The organism is Undibacterium sp. RTI2.2 (assembly GCF_035018705.1).
Taxonomy (GTDB): domain Bacteria; phylum Pseudomonadota; class Gammaproteobacteria; order Burkholderiales; family Burkholderiaceae_D; genus Undibacterium.
The window spans coordinates 1-23,182 of the sequence record NZ_JASJXN010000029.1; the positions used below are offsets into that span (position 1 = coordinate 1).

At 48.5% G+C, this 23,182-nt stretch carries 20 protein-coding genes; 11 read left to right on the forward strand and 9 right to left on the reverse strand.

The window, feature by feature from the left end:
- Positions 1-140 precede the first annotated feature (140 nt).
- Together QN395_RS15030 and QN395_RS15035 are read left to right on the forward strand one after the other, a co-directional pair.
- Positions 141-1,397 carry a DUF3108 domain-containing protein gene (locus tag QN395_RS15030; protein ID WP_322120975.1) on the forward strand — a complete coding sequence of 419 codons (1,257 nt, stop codon included), beginning with the start codon at positions 141-143 and terminating at the stop codon, positions 1,395-1,397.
- Positions 1,398-1,408: 11 nt separating this feature from the next.
- Positions 1,409-2,218, forward strand: coding sequence for a DUF3108 domain-containing protein (locus tag QN395_RS15035; RefSeq protein ID WP_322120974.1), 810 nt, complete (start codon positions 1,409-1,411; stop codon positions 2,216-2,218).
- 48 nt (positions 2,219-2,266) lie between these two features.
- On the opposite strand, the gene QN395_RS15040 is transcribed toward QN395_RS15035, so the two are convergent.
- The 3 genes from QN395_RS15040 to QN395_RS15050 all read right to left on the reverse strand — a co-directional run bounded on the left by QN395_RS15040 (position 2,267) and on the right by QN395_RS15050 (position 5,835).
- Entirely contained in the window at positions 2,267-3,112 is an 846-nt protein-coding gene (locus tag QN395_RS15040) for a substrate-binding periplasmic protein (protein ID WP_322120973.1), read from the reverse strand.
- 282 nt (positions 3,113-3,394) lie between these two features.
- Positions 3,395-4,963 (reverse strand): hypothetical protein, encoded by a 1,569-nt coding sequence (locus QN395_RS15045; RefSeq protein ID WP_323492344.1) that lies wholly within the window; start codon positions 4,961-4,963, stop codon positions 3,395-3,397.
- Positions 4,960-5,835, reverse strand: coding sequence for an ABC transporter ATP-binding protein (locus tag QN395_RS15050; protein WP_322120971.1), 876 nt, complete (start codon positions 5,833-5,835; stop codon positions 4,960-4,962). Before QN395_RS15050 ends, QN395_RS15045 begins: the two co-directional genes overlap by 4 nt.
- A 427-nt stretch (positions 5,836-6,262) precedes the next feature.
- Between QN395_RS15050 and QN395_RS15055 the strand changes: the two genes are divergently transcribed.
- From QN395_RS15055 to QN395_RS15080, 6 genes are all read left to right on the forward strand, one after another.
- Positions 6,263-6,502 carry an acyl carrier protein gene (locus QN395_RS15055; protein WP_323492343.1) on the forward strand — a complete coding sequence of 80 codons (240 nt, stop codon included), beginning with the start codon at positions 6,263-6,265 and terminating at the stop codon, positions 6,500-6,502.
- A gap of 116 nt (positions 6,503-6,618) precedes the next feature.
- Positions 6,619-7,824: an acyl-CoA dehydrogenase family protein gene (locus tag QN395_RS15060; protein ID WP_323492342.1), complete on the forward strand. Its 1,206-nt coding sequence runs from the start codon at positions 6,619-6,621 to the stop codon at positions 7,822-7,824.
- 54 nt (positions 7,825-7,878) lie between these two features.
- Positions 7,879-8,790: an amino acid--[acyl-carrier-protein] ligase gene (locus tag QN395_RS15065; protein ID WP_322120968.1), complete on the forward strand. Its 912-nt coding sequence runs from the start codon at positions 7,879-7,881 to the stop codon at positions 8,788-8,790.
- Positions 8,787-9,848 carry a DUF1839 family protein gene (locus tag QN395_RS15070; protein ID WP_323492341.1) on the forward strand — a complete coding sequence of 354 codons (1,062 nt, stop codon included), beginning with the start codon at positions 8,787-8,789 and terminating at the stop codon, positions 9,846-9,848. The genes QN395_RS15065 and QN395_RS15070 overlap by 4 nt, the downstream gene beginning before the upstream one ends.
- Positions 9,848-12,511, forward strand: coding sequence for a glycoside hydrolase family 2 protein (locus QN395_RS15075; protein ID WP_323492340.1), 2,664 nt, complete (start codon positions 9,848-9,850; stop codon positions 12,509-12,511). Before QN395_RS15070 ends, QN395_RS15075 begins: the two co-directional genes overlap by 1 nt.
- Positions 12,508-14,472, forward strand: a complete 1,965-nt coding sequence (locus QN395_RS15080) for an alpha/beta fold hydrolase (protein WP_323492339.1) — start codon at positions 12,508-12,510, stop codon at positions 14,470-14,472. Before QN395_RS15075 ends, QN395_RS15080 begins: the two co-directional genes overlap by 4 nt.
- A 23-nt stretch (positions 14,473-14,495) precedes the next feature.
- Here the strand turns inward: QN395_RS15080 and QN395_RS15085 are convergent, their stop codons facing one another.
- Entirely contained in the window at positions 14,496-15,872 is a 1,377-nt protein-coding gene (locus tag QN395_RS15085) for a lipopolysaccharide biosynthesis protein (RefSeq protein ID WP_323492338.1), read from the reverse strand.
- 281 nt (positions 15,873-16,153) lie between these two features.
- On the opposite strand from QN395_RS15085, the gene queC reads away from it, so the two are divergent.
- From queC to QN395_RS15100, 3 genes are all read left to right on the forward strand, one after another.
- Positions 16,154-16,864, forward strand: a complete 711-nt coding sequence (gene queC / locus QN395_RS15090; protein ID WP_323492337.1) for a 7-cyano-7-deazaguanine synthase QueC — start codon at positions 16,154-16,156, stop codon at positions 16,862-16,864.
- Between the two features lie 538 nt (positions 16,865-17,402).
- Positions 17,403-18,146, forward strand: coding sequence for a metallophosphoesterase family protein (locus QN395_RS15095; RefSeq protein WP_323492336.1), 744 nt, complete (start codon positions 17,403-17,405; stop codon positions 18,144-18,146).
- A 55-nt stretch (positions 18,147-18,201) separates the two neighbouring features.
- Positions 18,202-19,752, forward strand: a complete 1,551-nt coding sequence (locus tag QN395_RS15100) for a bifunctional serine/threonine-protein kinase/universal stress protein (protein ID WP_323492335.1) — start codon at positions 18,202-18,204, stop codon at positions 19,750-19,752.
- Between the two features lie 125 nt (positions 19,753-19,877).
- Here QN395_RS15100 and QN395_RS15105 read toward each other — a convergent pair whose 3' ends face one another.
- The 5 genes from QN395_RS15105 to QN395_RS15125 form a co-directional block, all read right to left on the reverse strand.
- A complete protein-coding gene (locus QN395_RS15105) occupies positions 19,878-20,240 on the reverse strand; it encodes a DUF4844 domain-containing protein (RefSeq protein ID WP_323492334.1) in 363 nt (120 codons plus the stop codon).
- On the reverse strand, positions 20,237-20,689 hold the full coding sequence (locus QN395_RS15110) for a hypothetical protein (protein ID WP_323492333.1): 453 nt from the start codon (positions 20,687-20,689) through the stop codon (positions 20,237-20,239). The genes QN395_RS15105 and QN395_RS15110 overlap by 4 nt, the downstream gene beginning before the upstream one ends.
- A gap of 240 nt (positions 20,690-20,929) precedes the next feature.
- A complete protein-coding gene (locus QN395_RS15115; RefSeq protein WP_323492332.1) occupies positions 20,930-21,148 on the reverse strand; it encodes a hypothetical protein in 219 nt (72 codons plus the stop codon).
- Positions 21,149-21,171: 23 nt separating this feature from the next.
- Entirely contained in the window at positions 21,172-21,555 is a 384-nt protein-coding gene (locus QN395_RS15120) for a DUF423 domain-containing protein (protein ID WP_323492331.1), read from the reverse strand.
- Positions 21,556-21,610: 55 nt separating this feature from the next.
- Complete coding sequence (locus QN395_RS15125; RefSeq protein WP_323492330.1) at positions 21,611-23,122, reverse strand: oligopeptide:H+ symporter; 1,512 nt, start codon at positions 23,120-23,122, stop codon at positions 21,611-21,613.
- Positions 23,123-23,182 lie beyond the last annotated feature (60 nt).

Consider the following 23,182-nt stretch of genomic DNA (forward strand, 5'->3'; position numbering starts at 1 on the left):
AACAAGAAAACCAATCGCAACAGTGGCCACACCCATGCTCGACTTTACTGGTTTGGGTATTTTGCAAGAAGCTCAAGTTATTGAGTTAATTCGCAAATTCAGTCCAATCAAATTCAACAGGCAATAGTGCTAAACGTAACATGACGTCCAATCTGCTGACACGACTACGCCCCGACCGTAAAATTTTTGCTTTTGTGCTCGCCGCAATCTTGCTGCATGTCATGGCATTGCATTGGATTAATTCGCTTCCGGATCAGATACCAGGTGTGGATATCAAAAATTCTGAGATAAAACCGAGCTTGTTATACGTCAATCAAATTCAGGCAAAAACTGAAGTTGCCACCAAAGTTGAGGCTAAGCCAGAAAAAGTGATTAAGCTTGAAAAAAAGCAAGCAATACCGCCTCCAGATCCACAACCAGACCCCTTGCCCTCGCAAGCGCAACAGCCTGCAGCAACGCCACCACTGCCAGGACAAATTGCCGATGGTAGTCAAGAAACTGCTATTTACGAAGCCACGGGAGGCTATCTGGCAGTGACTCCGATAAAAAATCCTGCGCCAAATCTGGCAGCATCTACATCAACTTTTGGGGCTGTAAATTCAACTACAGGTTCACCTACCGGCACAATTACAAGCGCTACTCCGCCGCCTGCGATCCCCTCTTTAGAGCAAGTAGCCAGTGCAACTAAAAATACTGGTACAGACAACCTTCCATCAGCACAATTTAAAGTAACCCCACCTCCATCAGCAGTACTAGAATTACAATTGGTCAGATCAGAGGCGAACGGCAGCCCCTTTTATGGTGTTGGCGAAATCAACTGGCATGTCAGCAATAACGCCTACAGCATGTCAGTAAGCGCGGGCTTAAATTTATTGGTAACCACCCTAAATTTGCTGAAAATCAATAGCGACGGCAAGATCACCGACGCTGGGATTGCGCCTGTCACTAGCAGCGAATCCAGACGCAATCGCTCAGAAACAGCGATCCACTTTAATTATGAGACTAAGTTAGTCAGTTTTTCATCTTCAAATAAATCAATACCGTTGGTTGATGGCTCGCAAGATAAAGCCTCGGTATTGATGCAACTGGCAGGCATAGGTTATGCCGATCCGACACAGTTTCGTGTCGGGCGAGAAATCGTCATCCAAGTAGCTGAAGAACGCGACGCGACTAACTTCCAATTCGTCATCGTTGGGCAAGAAGAGTTAAAAAACAAACTTGGTACATTGAATACTTGGCACGTAGTGCGTCCACCACGAGCGGGTGCCTACAATTCTCAGCTTGATATTTGGTTTGCACCAGATAAAAACTGGTATCCGGTACAAGTGCGCAACACAGAAAGCAACGGTGCAATCACTACACAGATTGTGACCAAAATTACGCCTCAATTAAATTAAGAAAGATAAATATGTACCTGAAACGTATCAACTTATTTGCCTCAACAATATCTATTCCGGCAGTTCCAAAATCTCGTCGCTTGCTCGTATTTGCAAGTCTGTGTTGCGGTATGGTTAGCGGAATATTCAGCACAGCAAGCTTGGCTGATACACCGGCTAAGTCTAGTATTAATTTGCCTCCTTCTGCGACCTTGGAATACACCATCAAAGCGAAGCAAAGTGGTATCACACTCAGCGGTGACGCGAGTGTGATGTGGAAAACAGGCAATCAAAGATATAGCATCATCACGGAAACTCGTGCCATGTTAATCGGAAAAATTCTGGATGTTAGTAGCGTGGGCGGCGTCGATAGCTATGGTTTAGCACCAGAAAAATTTAATGAAAAACGCCTAGGAAAACCAGAAACTATTACTAACTTCAACCGCAAAGGCGATAAAAAAAGTATCACTTTTAGTGAGTCAGCAGAACGCTATCCGATCAAAGGTGGAGAACAAGATCGTAGCAGTGCGACCTGGCAACTAGTAGGACTAGCACGCGCTGCCGGTGACAAATTTAAGCCCGGCAGTGAATGGAAAATGTTTGTTGCAGGCAGACGCGACGCAGAAACCTGGTCCTTCAAAGTCATGCAACGCGAAACTCTAGCTACAGGGATGGGCAATCTAATGACCGTTCACGTCGTTAAATTGCCACCACCGAATTCTAAAAGCCAGCATATAGATTTGTGGTTGGCACCAGCTTTGGAATGGTATCCCGTACGTGTCCTGTTTAGCGATGTTGACGGGGATTATATTGAACAACTCATCGGACAAATAAAAAAATAAAACCTATCTTATTTACTTGCGTATTTATTTGCTTGTTCGCAGTATCACTCACTTAATCAAGACAGGATGAGCGCGCCATTCAGTGTTCGCTTGTTCTATCGCCTGCTCGACAAATTTCTCTTTAATCAATTTGTCTAATTCTTTGTTAAAGGCGCTTAAATAGCTAGTACAAGGACTTTGAGTAACAAATCCCGCCATATTGGGAACATCGCTCAAGTACGGATATAAGGCAATAATTTTTTGATCCGTCGCAGCAGAGATGAGTAGCGCTCTGCCGGGATAAAAACCGGTTACGACATAATCAAATCGATCCGCTGCCAGCATTTTAAAACTGGTTTCAAGATCATTCGCTTCCTGGATTTTTAGATTGTTTTTGAGGAAGCTATCAAACGGCTCGCCAAAGCGGTTACCTCTGGCAACGCCGCCGCGAAATCCCGCCAAATCAGCCCATTTAGTCACATTAATACGTTTGTCTGCACGGACAAAAGCAGCTACCGGATTCAGCATGACCGTATTACTAAAGCTAAGATAAGCACGGCGCTCTGGATTGTCTTTTAAGGTCACAACCAGATCAATCGCGCCACTTTGCGCCGCGGCCAAGACCCGGTTAAACGGTCCAAGATAACGAATCTCGTAAGGCACACCAAGATCAGTGAAAATCCGTTTGGCAACGGCAATACTAGCACCACGCATTGTGCTGCCGTCATACCAATGCAAGGGGGGGTAGGCAGGATCTGCAGAGATAATGATCTTCTCGCAGACCCCAAGCGCCATGCATTCCGTGCTGGCGGCTATACCAAAAGCGATCACAAAAGCTACAGCCATCCAATGCGAGAAGCCATGACGCAAGTGTTGGCAAGTCATACGACGTTGTCTCTCTGGTTCTGTCTGCATGTAAACTTAATCCTATCCCTGGGACAGATGTCTCATGATTTTTATCATGGCTTTGTTGTAATGTTTATACCATCATAGGACACCGTTCGAGTAACTGCAACTACACTGACGCCTTTATATTTGGATGATTACTCGCATGTTGGTCAGAATGTCGGATCGCACTTAAATATTACTCCCCCTATGTATATTTTTATTGCCCATAATTCTATTGGACAATCGGCCTTATTTTATAAAATATAGGGGGAGTATATTAAATTTGCCCTAAAAATGCTTGAACGCAGGTCATGCTACTCGCCAACGATTGTAGCCCTTAGCAAATACACACATAATCAAACCAAACAGAGATTGCATCACAACCGATGACATCGTTGCGACCCCATTAGCACCAACTACGTCCAGAAACGGGACATCTTTAATCTGCGTGGCAAGGTATAAACCAAATAAAAACAGAGCGATAAAAGTTCTCGAAGTTCTGGTTATCCGTCCCAACAGATTGGCGGTGGTAGCAATCGCAAAAATTCCACTAACTAAGGTCACCGCGCGCAACATATCGTGGCCAGCCCAACGCACAATTACCGGAGCAGTTAATAGCAAGCCGAGTAAGCAGCTGGCAACAATTTGCCGCCAGTAGCGCATCGACGCACCACCCATGACTGCGGCTGTCATGCTCTCAGTATCCGACTGGTAATCACGCACACTCAGGTCACTGATTTGCACGCCCCAAAATGCCACCGCAATCAGGACAAAACCACCTAGCATTGCGCTGCCCACGGTGCAGCCAACCAATATTGCGAATAGGAGTCCAGCGCTCATGATGGGACTCGACGCCAAGCTCAAAGCCAGCTCCGCTAAGACCTGACCGGTAAAGCCAGGTAGGCTGGCAGCCAAAGCAAATAGCGGTCGTGTAAGTTTGGTCAGTGGCCGCAACAAGCGGTTGGCAAACCCAATCAAAGACCAAGACTGGCGGCGGACAGAAAGCTTGATTTTGTCCGGAGAAAACCGATGGAACAAGGCGATCGCCAGCAGGACAGGCAATACCGCGATCACTCCACCGGCAAGGCGCGTCAGCACTACCACTGTTGACCAGAACTCCCCTTCTAACACTACGGGAGGCAAGGTCTTATCAAAATCAGAAATACCGATAGAAAAATGCGAGGTATGAAACATCGCCAGAAATCCCAGATTGGATGTCGCCACTCCAGAAAAATCAAATATCATTGCCGGCGTCCATGATGTGACGGAGCCATGATCCGCAATTACAATCGGTACTGTGCTTTGCAGCATCCACACAAAAAAATACGCGACGTCACCGGCCTTGCCAGATAAAGGGGCAAACGCTTCGCAAAATAAAGCCATGCTGCAGGCGAATATCACGGAAGGGAAAAATACGATTACATAGGTTTTCAGATACACCAGCAACTGTATCGGCCCTTCGCCACGCAACAAATGCAAGACCAGAATAGTGGCCAGCAATGCCAATATCAGCACACACAAATAAGCGACTGCACCCAGCCAGCGCCCTATTAAAAATACGCTGTTACTGATGGGCATCGTCGCCAGCACACTGCCGCAGCCGCTACGAAAATCGTCGTTCATACGACCACGTACCAAGTAAAAACCACCCAGACCAAAAAATAAATTCGCCAGTAAAGAGCTACCCAGCGCCAGGCATAAACTGTTGTAAACTACCCTCGCATCGCCTACGGATATCAATATCGAACCGCTAATCGGATCTGCAATCATCATCCAGGTAATAGCGACCACTGCCAAGATCGCGACGATGCTACTGATGCGGCGGGTACGCAAGCGCACTTCACTTTGTATCATCGTCCACAAAACATAGGCGGTCATGCTGCCAACTCCTGAATCGCATACTGCTGTGCCATCAAGGCTTCTTCCAGACTAGGCTCCGCAACCAGTGCGCCATTACAAGGTGAATGCGGATGCGCAATCCGCAAGTGGATCTGGGATTCATGTCTTTGTACCTGAAGTACCTGAACACGCTTGCTCAGCAACTCATATTCCTGAGTGTTTACTGTGGCTGACCAGATGTGGCCGCGCCCATGTTTTACAAAACTATCCGGGGTATCGTAAGCGATCAATTTACCCTTGCGCATGATCGCCAGATGGCTTGCCATGTTCTCAATGTCGGAGACAATATGGGTCGATAAAATCACTAATTTTTTAAAGCCGATTTCTGACAATAGCTGGCGAAACCGTAATCGCTCTTCCGGGTCCAGACCTGCTGTCGGCTCATCGACAATCAAGATATCAGGATCATTCAGCAAAGCTTGTGCAATCCCGAGGCGACGGCGCATACCACCTGAAAACGTCGAGGCATAGCGATGCGCATGCTCATGCAAATTGACCATCTCCAGCAATTGTCTGATCCTGCTACCAGACGGATCGCGGACCCCCTTTAAGGCCGCAAAATACTGCAAAAATTCTAGCGCGCTCAGGTTGGGGTAGACGCCAAAGTCTTGCGGCAAAAAGCCTAAGCGCTGGCGTATCGCATTCGGTTTTTTGGCAATATCAATCCCGTCAAATAAAATTTGACCACTGGTCGGCTTGGTCAATGTCGCTATCATCTGCATCAGCGACGTCTTGCCAGCGCCGTTATGGCCGATCAGTCCCAGTACGCCGCTGCTCAACTGCATAGAAACATCATCAACCGCCGTCACAGTCTTGTTATAGGTTTTTACGACATTGTGGAGTTCTAGCATGGCGTTTACTCGTCTTTTCAATTTAGGATGGAAATCAGAATAAATGGGATGCATCAAATGCTCCAGCGCTACAAGACAAAGTGCAAAGATCGGGGAATAAAACGATAAATTGAGGGCATCAGCAGTTTGGTCGATGATGGTCAGAAGAGTTGGACAGCGATTTTCTATATCGTTGTACGCAAGTGACAAGCGCTTGCAATTGACGATGTTTAACTATGGAGAACATAGCAATCTGATATGCTCTTCATCAAGTTACCGATAAATTTACCGTTATGATTTGTGTGTAATTTTGAGTCGCTACGTCACCAAGCGACTTTTAATAGAATTAATTTCCATGCAGAAATTAATTCTGGGGCGCTTCTTGATGCGACCCTGACTCCAGCTACAATCAAAGACGCATCCAGCATTTTAATTTTCAAAAAAAATCATGAGCATAGAAAAAATTCGTCAAGTTTTAAAAGACCGTGCGCGGCTAGCTGTTGATATCGCCACGCTGGCAGATGATGCAGATTTGTATGAAGCGGGCATGACATCACATGCCAGTGTCAATGTCATGCTGGCACTGGAAGATGCATTTGATCTGGAGTTCCCTGACCGCATGCTTAAGCGTAGCGTGTTTGAAAGTATGGCCGCAATGGACGCTGCAATACAGGAACTGACTGCCTGAAAGTTTTAGTATTGAAGTAGATAAGATGTAGGAATTTTTTTAGAAACTCCACCCTCTTATTTACTCACTTATTTACTCACTTATTTAACGTAATACCTTTAGCCCACTACTCACTTATGCCTGCATCCACCTCTGCATCTGCATCCGCATCCGCATCCACACTGATTGCACAAGCTAAGTCCATCGCTAAAGAAATTGCAGCCACTCATGCAGATACGGTTGATAAGGATAGTCGTTTCCCGCAAGAGGCAATCACTGCGCTAAAAGACGCGCAATTATTAAGCGCTTATATTCCTGCCTCTCTGGGTGGTGCGGGCGCTAGCCTAAGTACTCTGGTGGAGATTTGTGAAGCGTTAGGCCAGCATTGCTCTGCTACCGCGATGGTATTTGCGATGCACCAGATACAGGTGATTACTCTGGTCCGGCATGCATCTGATCACCCTTGGTATCAGCAGTATTTACGCGACCTGGTGACACACCAATATCTGATTGCCTCAGTCACGTCTGAGGTTGGCGTTGGTGGAGAAATGCGACGCAGTAGCTGTCACGTCCAACAAGATGACAAACAAAATAGTACGCAATTTAAGTTAGTTAAAAATGCGACTACGATTTCTTACGGCGCTCAGGCAGATGACTTATTGGTGACAGCAAGACGCTCAGAAGACGCCGCGAATAACGATCAGTCCTTAATTTTGGTCCGCAAAGCCGACTACAGCTTAGAACAAAAAGGCGAGTGGGACACCATGGGTATGCGCGGTACTTGCAGCCCGCCATTTTTGCTCAGCGCGAGTGGTGTTGCAGAGCAAATTATCGCGACACCGTTTGCGGACATGTCTAGCGTAACGGTCGTGCCGGTATCGCACTTATTATGGAGTGGCATCTGGCAAGGTATTGCAGCAGCGGCAGTCAATAAAGCACGGGCGTTTGTGCGAGGTCAGGCAAGAGCTAATCCAGGTACTACGCCACCAACTGCATTGCGTCTTGCCGAGTTAGTCTGCACCTTGCAAACGATGCGCACTTCCGTGCAAGCCTGCCTGATTGAATACGAACAACTCGCTGCCGCACCCGATGCAGCGCAAGGGATTTTATCCTCCATGCCGTATGCGCTAAAAATCAATAATCTCAAAGTAGAGACATCGCAAATCCTGCCACAGATTGTGGGGAAAGCTTTATTAATCTGCGGAATTTTAGGCTACAAAAACGATAGTAAATTCAGTATGAGTCGTCATCTGCGTGATGCTCATTCAGCCGCATTAATGGTTGGCAATGATCGTATATTAGCGACCAATGCTAATTTATTGCTGATACTAAAAGATGACTAAAATTCGGCCAAAAGAAAAATTAACAATCTCTAAAAAAAACTAAAAGGACAAACGATGTCAATTGATTTTTCTCCCGAGTTATTGACCGATGATCTGGTCGCTGCAGGTCATATTATTCCGGTCGGTGTACAAGGTATTTTTGGCCGTGGCCCCATGTTTGAAGATGTATTGCGCCAATTTGATGACTTAGTAAGCCGCCTGGCGATGCCTGATGGTGCAACTAAAATGTCCTTCCCGCCTTGCCTTGATCGCAAGGTATTGGAACAAAGCGAATTTCTGGATTCCTTCCCGCAACTGGCTGGCACTATTTTTAGTTTTACCGGCAACGAGGCACAGCATAAAGAACTCAGCGAATGTGTGCACGAAGGTCGCCCATGGACGCATCTGCAAACCATGACGGCGGTGTGTTTGACCCCTGCCGCCTGCTATCCGGTTTATCCCAGCTTTAGCGGCACTCTGCCTGAGAATGGTCGCTTAGTTGACATGCAAAATTGGGTATTTCGTAACGAGCCATCGCCAGAACCAACCCGTATGCAATCCTTCCGCGTGCGGGAATTTGTCCGTGCAGGTAGCCCGGATATGGTTATTGCCTGGCGCAATATCTGGCTGCAACGCGGCATTGATATTTTACTGTCGCTTGGCTTACCTGCGCGCTCTGAAGTCGCCTCCGATCCTTTCTTCGGGCGCGGTGGTCGCATGCTGGCAGCCAACCAACGGGAACAACAATTGAAGTTTGAAGTCGTGATCCCGGTGATCTCGCAAGAGAAGCCTACCGCGGTTTGCTCCTTCAATTACCATCAAGATCATTTCGGAAAATTATTTCATATCCAAACTGCCGATGGCACTACTGCACATACCGCCTGCCTTGGTTTTGGTCTGGAACGGATTGTCATGGCCTTGTTTAAAACTCACGGCATGGATACCGCACACTGGCCACAAACTGTGCGCGACATACTCTGGCCATGAAGCCACCTCTACATCCTTCATCCGTCACGTGTTTTCAAGTGCTTGGCGATATGGATCATCAAACTTATCAGCAGCATAGCTTGCATGGATCTGACCGCGCCTGGGTAGAAACCAATTGCTATATCGATGTATGGATCGAGGTTTTACATAGCTTAAAACTGAATCCCGTTGCCTGTATGTCCATGGTATTTGCGCTGGATTTTGATGGCGACCAATGGACCTTCTACAAACCGCCGCACGAAGATTTATTTGCGCTGTATGGCATTGATGTACAAGAGCTGAATGTCTGGCGCTCTTTGTTAGAAAACGCTTGTACACAATTACAACGCGGTCGTCTGGTACTGACAGAAGCCGATTCTTTTTATTTGCCCGATACCTCGGGTACCGATTACCGTAGTAATCACGTTAAGACCACGATTGCGATTCAAGAAATTGATTTAGAACAGCAACGTTTAGGCTATTTTCATAACAGCAGTTATCACCAGTTGAGCGGTGAGGATTTTGTTAAAACCTTCCGGGTTGGCGCACCGCATGATGCGACGTTTATGCCACTGTTTGCCGAGTTTGTACGACTCGATCACCTGCACTACGCTGACGATCAGGCGCTGGCAATAATTTCTATCTCTTTGCTGGCAAAGCATCTGGCGCGCCGCCCAAAACATAATCCCATCAGCCTGTTTATGCCTGTGTTTATCGCTGATGTAGAGCGTTTAAAAACCGAGGGTCTGGCGGCATATCATGCCTATGCCTTTGCCACTCTGCGGCAATTGGGTGCGGGGTTTAGCATCGGCGCCAGTTATTTGCGCTGGTTGCAGCAGTCTTTAGTCATGGCTGATGATGCGACAGAACAATTAAACACTGCGGCAGCGCATTTTGAAGCCATCTCAAATGCAACTAAAACTTTGCTGCTAAAAACCGCCCGCGCCGTCATGGGTAAAAAGCCAGTTGATCTGACGCCTGGCTTGATAGAAATGGCGCAACACTGGCAATCCGGGATAGATCAACTGACGATATTTGTGGGCGAGCAATCCAGGGCGAACGGTAAGGTGGACGGCTGATGGCCAAAATCACTCATCCCGGTCAAACCATCTTGGACGCTGAGTGGCAATATGCCGAGGTCGAGGCAGGCCAGTTTGCAGATGCGTCTGTATTACCGTCTGAGTTAAATGCGCTGATCTGGAAAGCCGCCCAAGTACCGGGCACGGTAGCATCGGCACAACGTGAGGCAAAAGAATTTGCCTACGGTGCAACCAATTATGATGATTACGATTACTGGTTCCGTTGTGAATGCAGTTTGTCGCAAGCTGCCAGTTTACGGTTTGATGGGCTGGCAAGTTTGGTCGATGTGTACTGGAATGATGCACTGCTCTTCAGCGCGGACAATATGTTCAGGCAATATCGTGTAGACATGCAGGCACACCAGAGCGGCGGCACAAACGGCGTAATCAGTCTGCGTTTTAAATCAGTCAACGCAACTTTAAAAATCCGCCGCCCACGCGCACGCTGGCGCACTAAGCTAGTAGAACAACAGCAATTACGCTGGTTGCGCACCAGCTTGCTTGGTCGTATTCCCGGATGGTCGCCGCCGGTTGCGCCAGTCGGACCGTATCGGCCTGTGGTTATAGAAACCGCGAGCGTAGTCAAGATCATCCATGCCGATATCCGCAGCAGCGTGCGAGATGGCGACGGTATCGTCAATGCGACAATCGAAATTAATACGTCCGTATCGGTTGACAGTGCAGCTTTAGCCATTAGTTTGTGCGTAGGCGATCAACGTCTTGCGCTCACACTGGCAAAAAAAGAAAATGAAATGCATCAGCTATTGGCGCAAGGAGAGATGCAGATTGCACAAGCGCAGCTTTGGTGGCCACACACCCACGGCAATCCGGCCTGCACTCCTGCCTTATACCCGGCACATATTGAAGTCACTATTGGGGCACAACAATACCTGTTTGACTTAGGCAAACTCGGCTTCAGGACAATTGAGGTGCGAAAAAATGATGGCGACTTCCATCTGTATGTGAATGGCGTCTCGGTATTTTGTCGCGGTGCCTGCTGGACACCGGTAGATCTGATCTCACTCGCTGGCGATGCATCTGATCTATTGCCAACGCTGACATTAGCCCGCGATGCTGGTATGAATATGCTGCGGGTCGGCGGCACGATGTTGTATGAAAGCGATGACTTTTACCGGCTATGTGATGAACTTGGACTATTGGTGTGGCAGGATTTTATGTTCGCCAATATGGATTACCCGGTAGATGATCCTGCTTTTGCTGAGAACACCCACCAAGAAGCGACACAATTTTTAGACCGCACACAGTTGTCTCCGTGCATCGCAGTGTTATGCGGTAGCTCAGAGATAGAACAACAGGCAGCAATGCTTGGTGTAGCGCCCAATCTATGGCGCAATCATTTTTTTGCAGACAGTTTGCCGCAGTTGTGTAAGGCCATGCGGCCAGACGCCACCTATATTGCCTCCAGCCCTAGTGGCGGCGTCATGCCATTCCAGCTGGATGCGGGAGTTGCGCATTACTTTGGCGTTGGTGCTTATTTACGGCCGCTGGAGGATGCGCGGCGCGCTGGTCTGCGCTTTACCTCTGAGTGTCTGGGCTTCTCAAATATGCCGGAAGACAGCACGATAGAGGCACTGTTAAAAAATGGCGAAGCACCCGGTACACATCCAGTCTGGAAGCAACGGGTGCCGCGTGATAGTGGTACAGGCTGGGATTTTGAGGATGTGCGCGATCACTATATGGCGCAATTATTTCAGCTCGATCCGGCGCGCTTACGCTATGCCGACCCGACGCGTTATCTGGCGCTGGCACGTGTGACAACTGGCGAAGTGATGGCACAAACGCTGGCCGAATGGCGGCGTGCAGGATCAAGTTGCCACGGTGCTTTGATCTGGTTTTTGCGTGATCTTTGGCTAGGTGCCGGCTGGGGGTTGATTGATGCCAGCGGCAAACCCAAAGCCGCTTATTACTACGCAAAAAGAGCGATGGTACCGTTAAGCCTATTAATGACGGATGAAGGTTTAAACGGTCTTGCGCTGCATCTCGTGAATGATAGCGCGGTCGCTTACCAAGGCACACTATCACTCGATTTATACCGGCATGGCGAGACTCGTATCGCGCAAGGACAACTCCAGATTGATCTGGCACCGCATAGCGTGACGCAAGTGCGTGCAGAAAGTATGCTGGAACATTTTTTTGATACCACCTATGCCTATCGCTTTGGACCGCCCGGACATAATGTGGCGGTAGCGCGGTTTCAAACTGCACCGTCGTCAGCGCATTGCGAGGCCTTCTATTTCCCGTTGGGCATCGGTCAGTTAAGTAATCCGGTCGAGCGCGATCTGGGCTTACAAGCGCATTTTGTGCAGACGGATGATGACCATGTGATGCTACATGTCTCAACCCGAAAACTTGCGCTGTCGCTGGCAATTGAGGTCATTGGATATCAGCCAGAAGATAATTTCTTCCACCTGGCACCTGGCACAGAGCGTCATATTCGTCTGACACGTCTGACGCACCTAAGCAAAAATGATATTACCCAGAAAAATCTGGCAAGTGCCGACAAAATCCAAGGGACAGTTACAGCGCTCAATGCCATCAGTCCGTGCAAGATTATGAATGCTTGTCTAGTCACTAGTGCGAACGCTAACGCTAACGCTAACGACCGTGATACCGGAAACCGTCCGGAAAGCTGCATCACATGACGACATCAGACAAGCAGTTGCTAGCCGATGCGCCATCATCAGAATCGACGCTCACATCAACACACGCATCGATGCATATGTCGGCATTCAGACCCGCATTCACTGCGGCAGACATCCCGACAATATCGCCAACACATACAGATCATCATGCCGCAGAGGCATTCTGGTTTGGCGATGCAGATACGCCTTTGTTAGCTTGGTATCACCCGCCTAAAACGGCGATGCGCAATTCTGGCGTGGTACTTTGCCCACCCTTTGGGCATGAGTATATGGTCTCGTATCTGTCGTATAAGCACTTGGCGATGCAATTGGCAGAAGCTGGCTTTCCGGTTTGTTTTTTTGATTATGATGGCTGCGGTGATTCTGCCCAGAGTGATACGGTGCGGGTGGCTGCCTGGCAGCACAATATACGTCAGGCGGCAGAACAACTACGCCGCTTGTCCGGAGTGAAGCAGATCAGTTTGTTTGGTATGCGCATGGGTGCTTTACTCGCAGCAGGCCTGGCAACTGAGTTAGCCTCACCTGCGCTGCTAATGCTGGCACCGGTAATATCTGGTCGAGCCTATGTGCGTGAACTAATGGTCTTGCGCGGCATGAGTGGGGTTGGCGCTGCGCATAAAAGTAATGAAGCAAAACCATCAGAACATAGCGTCAGTGATGATGAACTGACGGGCTATACATTTTGCGCCAGTACGCGTGCAGCTTTAAGCGAATTAAACATCCTCAATCTGGCATCGCCACCGGCTGCCGTTATGATCGCCGCGCGTGATGATATCTCTGGTCAAGAGGCCAAACTGGCGACGACCTGGCGGCGTGATGAATATCAGATGCATCTGATTACCACGCCAGGTTATGCCGCAATGATGACCGAAGATGCGCATGAGTCCAGTGTACCGCATGCGATCTGGGCAGAAATGTGCCAATGGCTGATACAGCAAATCCCGTTGCAGCAAGGCTCATTACAAGATCAGCAGAACGATACAACATCCACCTCAGCAAACATGCTAACCACGCGCTGTCGTATCCGGTATGGCGAACAAATATTGCAGGAAGAAATCGTGCAGTTTAATGGCATGGTTGGCATCGTTACCCAGCCCGGCCCGGCCGCCACCAGCACCGATATCGGAATCAACAAAGACAAAAACGACACTACGCGACCAGCCATTATCCTCACCAATGTCGGTGCCAATCATCGCGTCGGCAATCATCGCTTATATGTGACGATGGCGCGCACACTGGCTGCGCAAGGCTTTACTGTTTTGCGTTATGACAAGCGAGGCATTGGCTATAGTCAACCAACACCAGATGAGCAGGAAAATGATGTACACGGATTGCAAGGCGTGGAGGATATCGGCTCTGCCATGCAGTTTATGCAGCAAGCTTACGGACAACCCAGCTTTGTGCTGGCGGGCTTATGTTCTGGCGCGTATCTGTCGTATCTGGCAGCGGTACACGACCCGCGTGTGACTGGTCTGGTATTGATGTTTCACTGGCGCGCCGGTAACGTAATACAGACGAAAAAAGCAGCGACCTTTAAATCAACCCAGTTTTATTTTAAAGCTGCCACGCATGGCAATACATGGCGTCGCATGCTCAGAGGCAAAATTGCCTCCCGTAAGATTTTTAGAAATCTTGCTAAAAAATTGATACAAAAACTACTCGATCATATGCGGCATCGTTTAGCGCATTTCATGAAAACTCATCACCTGCTAGGACCTGTCGCCAGAAACTTTAAGGCCATGCAGGCGCGTGGAGTGGAATTAGTATTTGTGTTTGATGCCAACGACAGCAGCATCGATCTGATGACCAAACATCTGGGCAGCAATGCCCATCTTTTGCAGCACAGAGACAGTCTTAAAATTGAAGTGATCAAGGGTGTTGACCATACCTTCACACCAATGTGGTCGCAAACTTACCTAGCGACCATGCTGGCGCAGCATCTGGCTAAGCGCTTCCCATAAGAAAACTATTGGTCAAACCACGATCACGCGTTCTTCTGCAAACCCGGCAGAATATATTTCCACACTACGAAGAGTTCAAACACTTCTACCGCGATCAACGCGGTAATCGCGCCCGACGTGCCGAGGTGCGGTATGGTCCATGAGGTGATGCCCAATACCAGTACCAAAGTCACGCTCCCCAGATAAAACAGGGAACGAAAAGCGCCGCCGCTGCTTAGCCAAGAGGTACCGACCCAACGTGCGGCGTTGATCGCAAAGTAGGCGCCCCACAGCATCACCAGGGGATCAAGCCCGCTGTATTTGGAACCGATCACATGCGCCTCTAGCCAGGGCAACATCAGCAGCATTACGCCAACGTATGCCAGTACCACCAGCTCAATCCCGGCGATGGAAAACAAGGTTAGCTTGCGCAGACCAGTCCAGTTTTGCTCCGCCATCAGGCGGCTAGCTTCTGGCCGCGCGATCCGCGACCATGCTGCCACTGCCAGCGGTATCGGCATTAATAAAGTACGTGAGGCATTCAAATCCGCAATCGCCGCCACGCCTAACCACGCGCCGGACAAATATACATAGCTGTAGTTAGATAGCCAGCCGACCAGCACACCTAAAATCGCCCAGCGGCCATGCCCGCTAATGGTGTCCTGATGATCGACAATTACTTGCTGCAAATCTTCCTGGACTTGGGAAATTTTTGCGCCACTCAGTGTGTCATTTGCGGTCTTACTTGCGGTCTTACTTGCGGTCTCATTTGCGGCATCACTTAAGGTCTGATTTTGATGGTCGCTGTGGTTACTAGTATTGGCTTTTAAACGTCCGATGCCGAGTAATGAACAGATGATTGAGGAGCTTGCCAGACAAGTAAAAATCCATTCCAGACCAAGATGATCTGTCAAATACAGCGCTAGCAAACTCAGTGCGACCAAAGTCACATAAACAATATCCTGACGCAGTACGGCAAAAATGTCCGATTGAATAAAACCAACAGTACGACCGTATTCACGCACGCCATTACCAATCACATACGCCGCAAAAGCAATCGCCAGTAAATAGCCAGGCTGACTGTTGTGCGTCGCTGCAGGGATAAAGGCGACAATCACAAATGCCAGTCCCCCCATCAACAGCGTGCTCCAGATCTGGCGTATCCAGTAGTGACGTAACAAGGCTTTTCTAGTGTTCTCTTGCACTGCGCTGGCAACCGTCGTCAAGGGTCCTGCAATCCAGGAATCCACTACCAGGCCGGCCAACAAACCACCAGCGTACAATTGGCCGTATAAACCGTAATCCTCTTTGGTCGCCAGACGTATCAATAGCATGCCAATCGCAAAATTCAGCGCACTGAGCATGCCCTGATCAATCACGGACAAGATAGAAGAAGAGAGAAATTTTTTGGTGAAGCTCATGCAGTCTTTTTAGAAAAAATCAGGGTAGGTGTTGATGTAAATAGACAGCTATTTTGATCAAAAGTATCCCATTCTCTTACAATATTTCATTGACTGCCAGCAATCTCACCTGATCTTGATAAAATGCTGTGCGGGCGTTTGCAGGCTTTACGCCGCAACTCCGTTGATTTTAAAAATAAGGGGAGTATCTAGCCTGATCACTAGATTGTCCATATATTCTCTGGACGATTAAGTGCCAAACAAGCCTACTCCCATCCAGTATACAAACATAATAAATCTATATGAACTCTTCAAACGATAGCGCACTGGTTCTGTTCAGCGGCGGCCAAGATTCCACCACCTGCCTGGCATGGGCTTTGTCACGCTATCAAAGGGTAGAAACCATCGGCTTTGATTACGGCCAGCGCCACGCGATCGAGTTGGGGCAACGCCCGATTTTGCTAGAAAAGATGCGCGGCTTGTCGGCCGACTGGGACAGCAAGCTGGGCGAAGATCATATGATCGACCTGTCGCTGATCTCGCAGCTATCCCACACCGCGATGACGGAAGATATAGAAATCGTCATGCAAGAGAACGGCCTGCCCAACACCTTTGTCCCAGGCCGCAATCTGATGTTTATGATGGTCGCCGCAACACTGGCGTACCGGCGCGGTGCCAACGTGCTGGTCGGCGGGATGTGCGAGACTGACTTCTCCGGCTACCCTGATTGCCGCGACGACAGTATGAAAGCCTTGCAAGTCGCACTCAACCTCGGCATGGCAACCCGGCTCAAATTAGAAACTCCGCTGATGTGGATCAACAAAGCCCAGACCTGGCAATTAGCAGAACAATTGGGCGGCACAGATCTGGTCAATCTGATCCGCGCAGACACCCACACCTGCTACCTCGGCGAGCGCGGACAATTGCATGCATGGGGTCACGGCTGCGGCACTTGCCCGGCCTGCGCACTACGCGCCAACGGCTATCAAGAATATGCCGCGGCAACGGCATAAAACTAAGGAAATCAATATACTCCCCATAATTTCTTATAAAAATGGCCTGTAAGGCAGTAAATATATGGACAACTAAATATACTACCCATGAGTAATAGTATTTAGCGACCATATTCAGATTGAATATTAATGTTCATCTCATTGATGCTCATCACATGATGCTCAAAAGATACGGGACGTCATTCCGGCGTGGTGTTGGCCGGAATCCAGCGACATTACTTGCACCACACACATGGTTTGGGAGCGGCCATGTCTATTTCAGATTAACGACACTGGGTTCCTGCTAAAACCATACTGGAATGATGCGCAAAAGCACTTAGAGTAAAGAAGTCTTGGCGTTCTCTTAGTCTCGGCAAGAAACTGTTTTGTTGGATTTTTGCGTGCCCCGATGAATGTAAGGCCAGCGTTAGCATAATGAACTAAAATCAGCCCTGCTTACTCATTCAAAAAATAAGCAAACTGATTGTCGATTGTCTTTGCAGCTTCACGAACAATTCATCATCCACCAAAGTCGTTACTCCAAACCAAGATCCCTATCATGCTGCTCGCCGTTCTCACCGATGTACATGCCAATCGCGAAGCACTGGAAGCTGTCCTGGCTCATGCGCAGCAGCAAAAGGTCGATCAATATGCATTTTTGGGCGATCTAATTGGCTATGGCGCTGATCCCGCTTGGGTGATGAGTACGGTAATGGAGTATGCCCAGCGCGGTGCGCATGTACTCATGGGCAACCATGACATAGGCCTGCTGCAAGAGGATAGACAAGGCATGAACCCCACCGCACGACAAGTCGTAGAGTGGACCCGCTCACAACTAAGCGAAGCGCAGATCGGCTTTATTCGTGATTTACCTTACCGCATAGAGCTGCCCGACATTCTGCTGGTCCATGCCAACGCCTGGGCGCCAGAACATTGGGAATATGTCGATGGTGTGATGGAGGCCATGCGCAGCATGTACGCGACCAAAGCGCACATCACGTTTTGTGGCCACGTCCATTTGCCGCGTCTGTACCACATGACCTTGGCAGGCAAAACCGGCGAATTTTTACCTGCGCCAGAACACAGTATTCCACTCAACAAACAACGCCGCTGGCTGGTGATACCCGGCGCAGTCGGGCAACCGCGAGACGGCAATCCGGCTGCGTGTTACGCCACTTTTGATACAGAAACACTAGAGCTGACCTACTACCGCATCCCGTACGATCACGACGCGACAGCGCTCAAAGTCATCGCCGCCGGTTTGCCTGCAGTTCTGGCACAGCGCCTGGTGAGCGGCAACTAAATTCAGCAAAGATCACAAGTCCAGCCAATCAAGCCAAACAGAAACGGGTAAAAAATTGCCAGCTCCGCCAGCACCTTCAGCACCGTCACCACCGAAGAGCGATAACGGTCCAGTTGAACACGCCAAGCTGGCTTCAAGTTCGCCCTTACATCACCGAGTTCTGCACACTGGCATGCAAGTCAATGGCTACCTACTGGAAGAAAAATTACACACTGGCGGCATGGCAGCCTTATGGCGTATCAGCGATCTGCAACAACGCCACCCGCCGGAATTAAGCGGACCGGGCGATATTGACGAGCAAGATACAACCCAGCCTGCACTGATCATGAAAGTACCGCTGCTTTTTTCCAGCGAAGACCCCACTGCCATCGTCGCGTTTGAGGTCGAACAAATGATCATGCCCAAACTCAAGGGCAAGCATGTACCGCGATATTTCGGCTCCGGTGATTTTGATGCGCAACCGTATATCGTCATGGAACACATCGCTGGCGAATCACTGCGCAGCCGCTTTGATCAGGCCCCGCTGCCCGTGGCCGAGGTGGTCGATATCGGCATCAAGATCGCGCATGCGCTGCAAGATTTACATCGTCAGGGCGTGATCCATCTCGATATCAAACCCAGCAATATTATGTTCCGCGCAGATGGCTCCGCCGTGCTGATTGATTTTGGTTTATCGCGACATGACAAACTGCCCGACCTGCTGGACGAAGAATTTCGACTGCCACTCGGCACCGGCCCCTACATCTCGCCAGAGCAAGTGCTCGGTGTGCGTAACGAACCCCGCAGCGATTTATTCGCCTTAGGTGTTTTGCTGTATCACCTGGCGACTGGTCAACGTCCGTATGGATATCCGACCACCGTCAATGGTTTGAAAAAACGTTTATACCGCGACCCGATTCCACCACGCAGCCACAATCCCAACATCCCCGACTGGCTACAAGAAATTATTTTGCGCTGCCTAGAAGTCAATCCCGCAGCCCGGTTTGACACCGCCGCCCAGCTCGCTTTGTCACTGCAATATCCAGACCAATTAACGCTCACCGACAGAGCAGAAAAAACAGAGCAAGACGGTTATTTATTGGTACTCAAACGACGCTTCCAGGCGGCAGGCTCAGAGCCTGCATTACCGCACAGCGTCACCGAGCAATTATCGCAAGCACCTATCATCATGGTCGCACTAGACTTGAGTAATCCCAGCAACGCCTCAACACAATTAGCAGACAGCCTGCGCAACATCACCGAACGCACACTACAAACCAAACAAGGTGCACGACTCGCCTGCGTCACCGTGCGCAAAGTCAACCGCATCGGCATGGACGACAGCCTGATCCAGCAAGGCCAAAATATCCACGTCAAACAATTAGTCGACCTCAAACACTGGGCAAGACCACTCAACATCAACCCGGATAAAATCACTTTCCACGTACTAGAAGCGCACGATCCCGCAACTGCCATCCTCGACTACGCCAACAACAACGACGTCGATCACATCATCATAGGATCAAGAGGAAGTTCCGCCATCAAACGCTATCTGGGCAGCGTATCCACACAAGTAGTCGCCGAATCGCATTGCACGGTGACGGTGGTGAAGGTGAATGAGAAGTAGTGCAGCTGATTGATAGCGTCGGTCGCGTAGACGATTAGCGGAGCGTAATCGTACGGATGTTAGCTTCTCACATCGACAAACAATTGCTGGCCAAGATCAATACATACTAGCTTTTATTTTTAAGATTAAAATCCTAGGTAAAAGGCAAGCAAACCGTCCGAACTCTCAATATTCAAAATACCCATAATTTTCCCCAACTCCTCACCAAACGACTCACAAGCCTCCGTGTCTTCGTTTTCGATTTTTTCTAGCGCGTATTTAAATTCAGATAAGACAAACAACTTTGTCGGATTCAGCCTTATTTTTTCTATTAAGACGCTTAGCAAATCATTTGTCACCACGGTCAGTCTCTCTCTCTCGTTGACATCATAGCTGTCGGCAAACTCGATATATTTTTCCGACTGTAGCATTTCAGTGAGTAGATATATTTGAGAATCATCAATACTCAACGCAGCATCTTCAACTTCAGATAGTGGATCAAATGTCATTTTGTACTCTCACGATGAATTGCGCTCCAATCCTGCAACATTGGAACCAATACCGATTTCAATTTTTCTGCATCAAAGCCAGCGATTTCCTTGCTTATCCTATCAAGCAAAACTAAAAATTCGTTTACAACAAAAAGAGCAAAGTCCGTCTTGTCAGTAATTTCATTTGCTTTCGCTGCAGGCATACTAATCAATAGTTCAACACATCCAGAAAAATGCTCCATTACTCCGATGATATTTTTCATTTTAAATGGAATTTTAACTTTTACTTTTCCAAACTCTGACTCTTCAATGTTTTTTAACTGCAATTCGAAATCAAACAGTTCAATTTGACCTCCAAAATCAATCGTTTTAATTTTTTCGTTGATATATTTATTTAACGAGCCAAGCACCAACTCTCGCTGTAGTCCACTTTCGTTGACATTATTAAATCCAAATTGCAGTCTCATTCTTGTACCCTAATGTGTAGTTTTTTCTATTCCTCAGGTACGATTAACACAGTGTAACCGTATGCATATTTGCACTTTATTTGTCAACAGTCACATCAAATAAAATCTGCGCTTAAATACTCAAAAACTTGCTATTACCAAATAACGCAGGCTATAGATCAAACTCAATTCGTAAAATTGTGTTAAGTCATTGTAACTGCATTCATAGACTTTTTAGGTGCCTCTGAGCATTTAGCAGAATCACTTCTCAACCTGACTAGCACTCACGCCATCAATCACCTGACGTTGTGCATCGGCTGCTTTTTGTAGCGTCTGCTCTACCTCTTTAGCCTTTTGTAATTGCTCGCGCTGTGGCTCGGCGATTTTGAATAGTGGCGGCTCTGAGGAGATCGCTGGCTCTGGTTTTTTGCTGCATGCACTGAGCAAAGTGAGTGCTGATAAAACGATGATAGTGCGCATGATGTGTTTCCTTTTATCGGCAATCAAACTGATTTGGTATCGCAATACGCCGCCCATGCGAGCATTGTCCAGGCGAGTAAAAATGCCAGTCCGCCAAATGGCGTGATCGCACCTAACCAGCGTATTCCACTGACTGCCAGCAAATACAAACTACCGCTAAAAATCACAATCCCGATTAGCATCACAGTGGCAGAACGCGCTAGCCAGATGGAATGCAAACGCGGCATCAGCAAAGCGATACCAAACAAGCCAAGTGCATGGCTAGTCTGGTAAGTCGCTGCGGTTTGCCAGACTGCTAGCATCTCTGCGCTGAGTATCGCCTTTAATCCATGCGCACCAAATGCGCCCGCGGCGACGGCGATGAACATATTGATGGCGGCGATCATGATGAGACGGCGTGATGTCATACCTTACTCTCTGCGATGTGTTGACTACAACAATAAGCGAATCTAGTTGTTCATTTTAAATAATGGGTGCTTCGCTTGGTACGACTGTAGGCATCGCCACATCGATCTTCTCCGCGCCGTTGGTAATCAATTTACGTAATACCGGTATCAGCAGAACCAGCACGACACCGACCCCAACCGCGCCCCAACCTAGATTGGAAAAAATTTGGTAGTAGGTTGGATTGGTGGAGGCTGCCATGCCGCTTGCCGCTTCGGGGATCAGTCCAGAGAAATAACTGGAGAAAATGGATGCAGTGCCAGTGACCAGCATCCAGGCGCCCATCATTACACCTTGATATTGCGTTGGTGCCAGACGACCGATCATGGCATAACCAATCGGTGAGATCAGCAGTTCGCCGGCACTTTGCAGCAGATAACTGATGAAGATCCATTTGAAAGCGACCAGACCATTGGCAGCTGCCAATGTGATGCCTACGGGCAGAACTAAAAATCCTAATCCGATCAACACTAAGGCGGCTGCAAACTGCCTCGGGATATCAATATTCCAACCCTTTTTACGCAACGAACTAAACAGCATTGCCATCAAAGGCCCACCAACCATGATGGTAAAACTATTGATATTTTGTATCCACTGCGGTGCAACTTCAAAGCCCCAGACCATACGATCTACATTATTGTCTGCAAATAATTGCAAACCCGTCGGTGCCATTTGGTACAAGGTCCAAAAGACTAAAGAACCGACAGCGAGTAATAAATACGCGCACATATTTCTGCGTTCTCTCGGGTCTTTATGAATAATAGTGAGGCAAATTAAAACTAAGGCAATCACGGCGCTAATCGCCAGTACCACGTAGCCACTGACCTCGGCATGATGCAACATAAAATAGATCAGCGGTACCAGACCGAATAAGACCAGTAAACCAACGGATAAACGCCATTTAAATTCATTTGGTCCTGCTTGTAGCAGAGGCGTATTCAAGTCCGATAGCTTCTTCCAGTTAAATGCAGCAAGCACGATCGCCATAAAGTTACCAATGGTGGCGAAGATAAACAAACTGGCGTAATCCTGTTGCAATTGATACGCACCTGCCGCTGCAAAGCCGATAGTAAAACCCAAATTCATCCCGGCGTAATTCCAGAGGAACGCGCTTTCGCGACGGTCGTCTTCTGGCTTAAATCGCTGCGTGAGCATGAGATTTAAACAAGTGACGTTTAAGCCACTGCCAGTCAGGAAGAAAGCTAAACCCCAGTACAGTTGCTGTACTGTGCCGCCAGAAATCAAGCCGCAACCAATCACCTGTAACACCATGCCGCCAACAAACAAATTGCGATTGCTGATAAAACGACCACCCAGATAACCGCCGAATAAATGCAAGCCGTAATTGAATGCGCCAAACACACCCATAATCGCGGTGGCGTCCTTAACACTAAAGTTCAGTTTTTTAGTCGCATATAACACCAAGGTGGAATACAACACGGCAAAACCCAAGGTGGCAAATATCTGAATGAAAAACAACGCTCCGGCCCCTTCTGGAATAGCGGCTATTTTTTGTTTTTGTGTTAACAAGGTGGTCTCCTATCGGCTTACTTGTTTATTGTAGCTAAGCAGGCTCGTGGCCTGCTTAGT

Excerpts from the sequence above, each read along its gene's own strand:
- QN395_RS15120 (WP_323492331.1), bottom strand. The coding sequence starts at position 21,555 with ATGACATCACGCCGTCTCATCATGATCGCCGCCATCAATATGTTCATC.
- queC (WP_323492337.1), top strand. The coding sequence starts at position 16,154 with ATGAACTCTTCAAACGATAGCGCACTGGTTCTGTTCAGCGGCGGCCAA.
- QN395_RS15045 (WP_323492344.1), bottom strand. The coding sequence starts at position 4,963 with ATGACCGCCTATGTTTTGTGGACGATGATACAAAGTGAAGTGCGCTTG.
- QN395_RS15110 (WP_323492333.1), bottom strand. The coding sequence starts at position 20,689 with ATGAGACTGCAATTTGGATTTAATAATGTCAACGAAAGTGGACTACAG.
- QN395_RS15050 (WP_322120971.1), bottom strand. The coding sequence starts at position 5,835 with ATGCTAGAACTCCACAATGTCGTAAAAACCTATAACAAGACTGTGACG.
- QN395_RS15040 (WP_322120973.1), bottom strand. The coding sequence starts at position 3,112 with ATGCAGACAGAACCAGAGAGACAACGTCGTATGACTTGCCAACACTTG.
- QN395_RS15030 (WP_322120975.1), top strand. The coding sequence starts at position 141 with ATGACGTCCAATCTGCTGACACGACTACGCCCCGACCGTAAAATTTTT.
- QN395_RS15060 (WP_323492342.1), top strand. The coding sequence starts at position 6,619 with ATGCCTGCATCCACCTCTGCATCTGCATCCGCATCCGCATCCACACTG.
- QN395_RS15035 (WP_322120974.1), top strand. The coding sequence starts at position 1,409 with ATGTACCTGAAACGTATCAACTTATTTGCCTCAACAATATCTATTCCG.
- QN395_RS15055 (WP_323492343.1), top strand. The coding sequence starts at position 6,263 with ATGAGCATAGAAAAAATTCGTCAAGTTTTAAAAGACCGTGCGCGGCTA.
- QN395_RS15070 (WP_323492341.1), top strand. The coding sequence starts at position 8,787 with ATGAAGCCACCTCTACATCCTTCATCCGTCACGTGTTTTCAAGTGCTT.
- QN395_RS15105 (WP_323492334.1), bottom strand. The coding sequence starts at position 20,240 with ATGACATTTGATCCACTATCTGAAGTTGAAGATGCTGCGTTGAGTATT.
- QN395_RS15085 (WP_323492338.1), bottom strand. The coding sequence starts at position 15,872 with ATGAGCTTCACCAAAAAATTTCTCTCTTCTTCTATCTTGTCCGTGATT.
- QN395_RS15065 (WP_322120968.1), top strand. The coding sequence starts at position 7,879 with ATGTCAATTGATTTTTCTCCCGAGTTATTGACCGATGATCTGGTCGCT.
- QN395_RS15115 (WP_323492332.1), bottom strand. The coding sequence starts at position 21,148 with ATGCGCACTATCATCGTTTTATCAGCACTCACTTTGCTCAGTGCATGC.
- QN395_RS15095 (WP_323492336.1), top strand. The coding sequence starts at position 17,403 with ATGCTGCTCGCCGTTCTCACCGATGTACATGCCAATCGCGAAGCACTG.
- QN395_RS15080 (WP_323492339.1), top strand. The coding sequence starts at position 12,508 with ATGACGACATCAGACAAGCAGTTGCTAGCCGATGCGCCATCATCAGAA.
- QN395_RS15075 (WP_323492340.1), top strand. The coding sequence starts at position 9,848 with ATGGCCAAAATCACTCATCCCGGTCAAACCATCTTGGACGCTGAGTGG.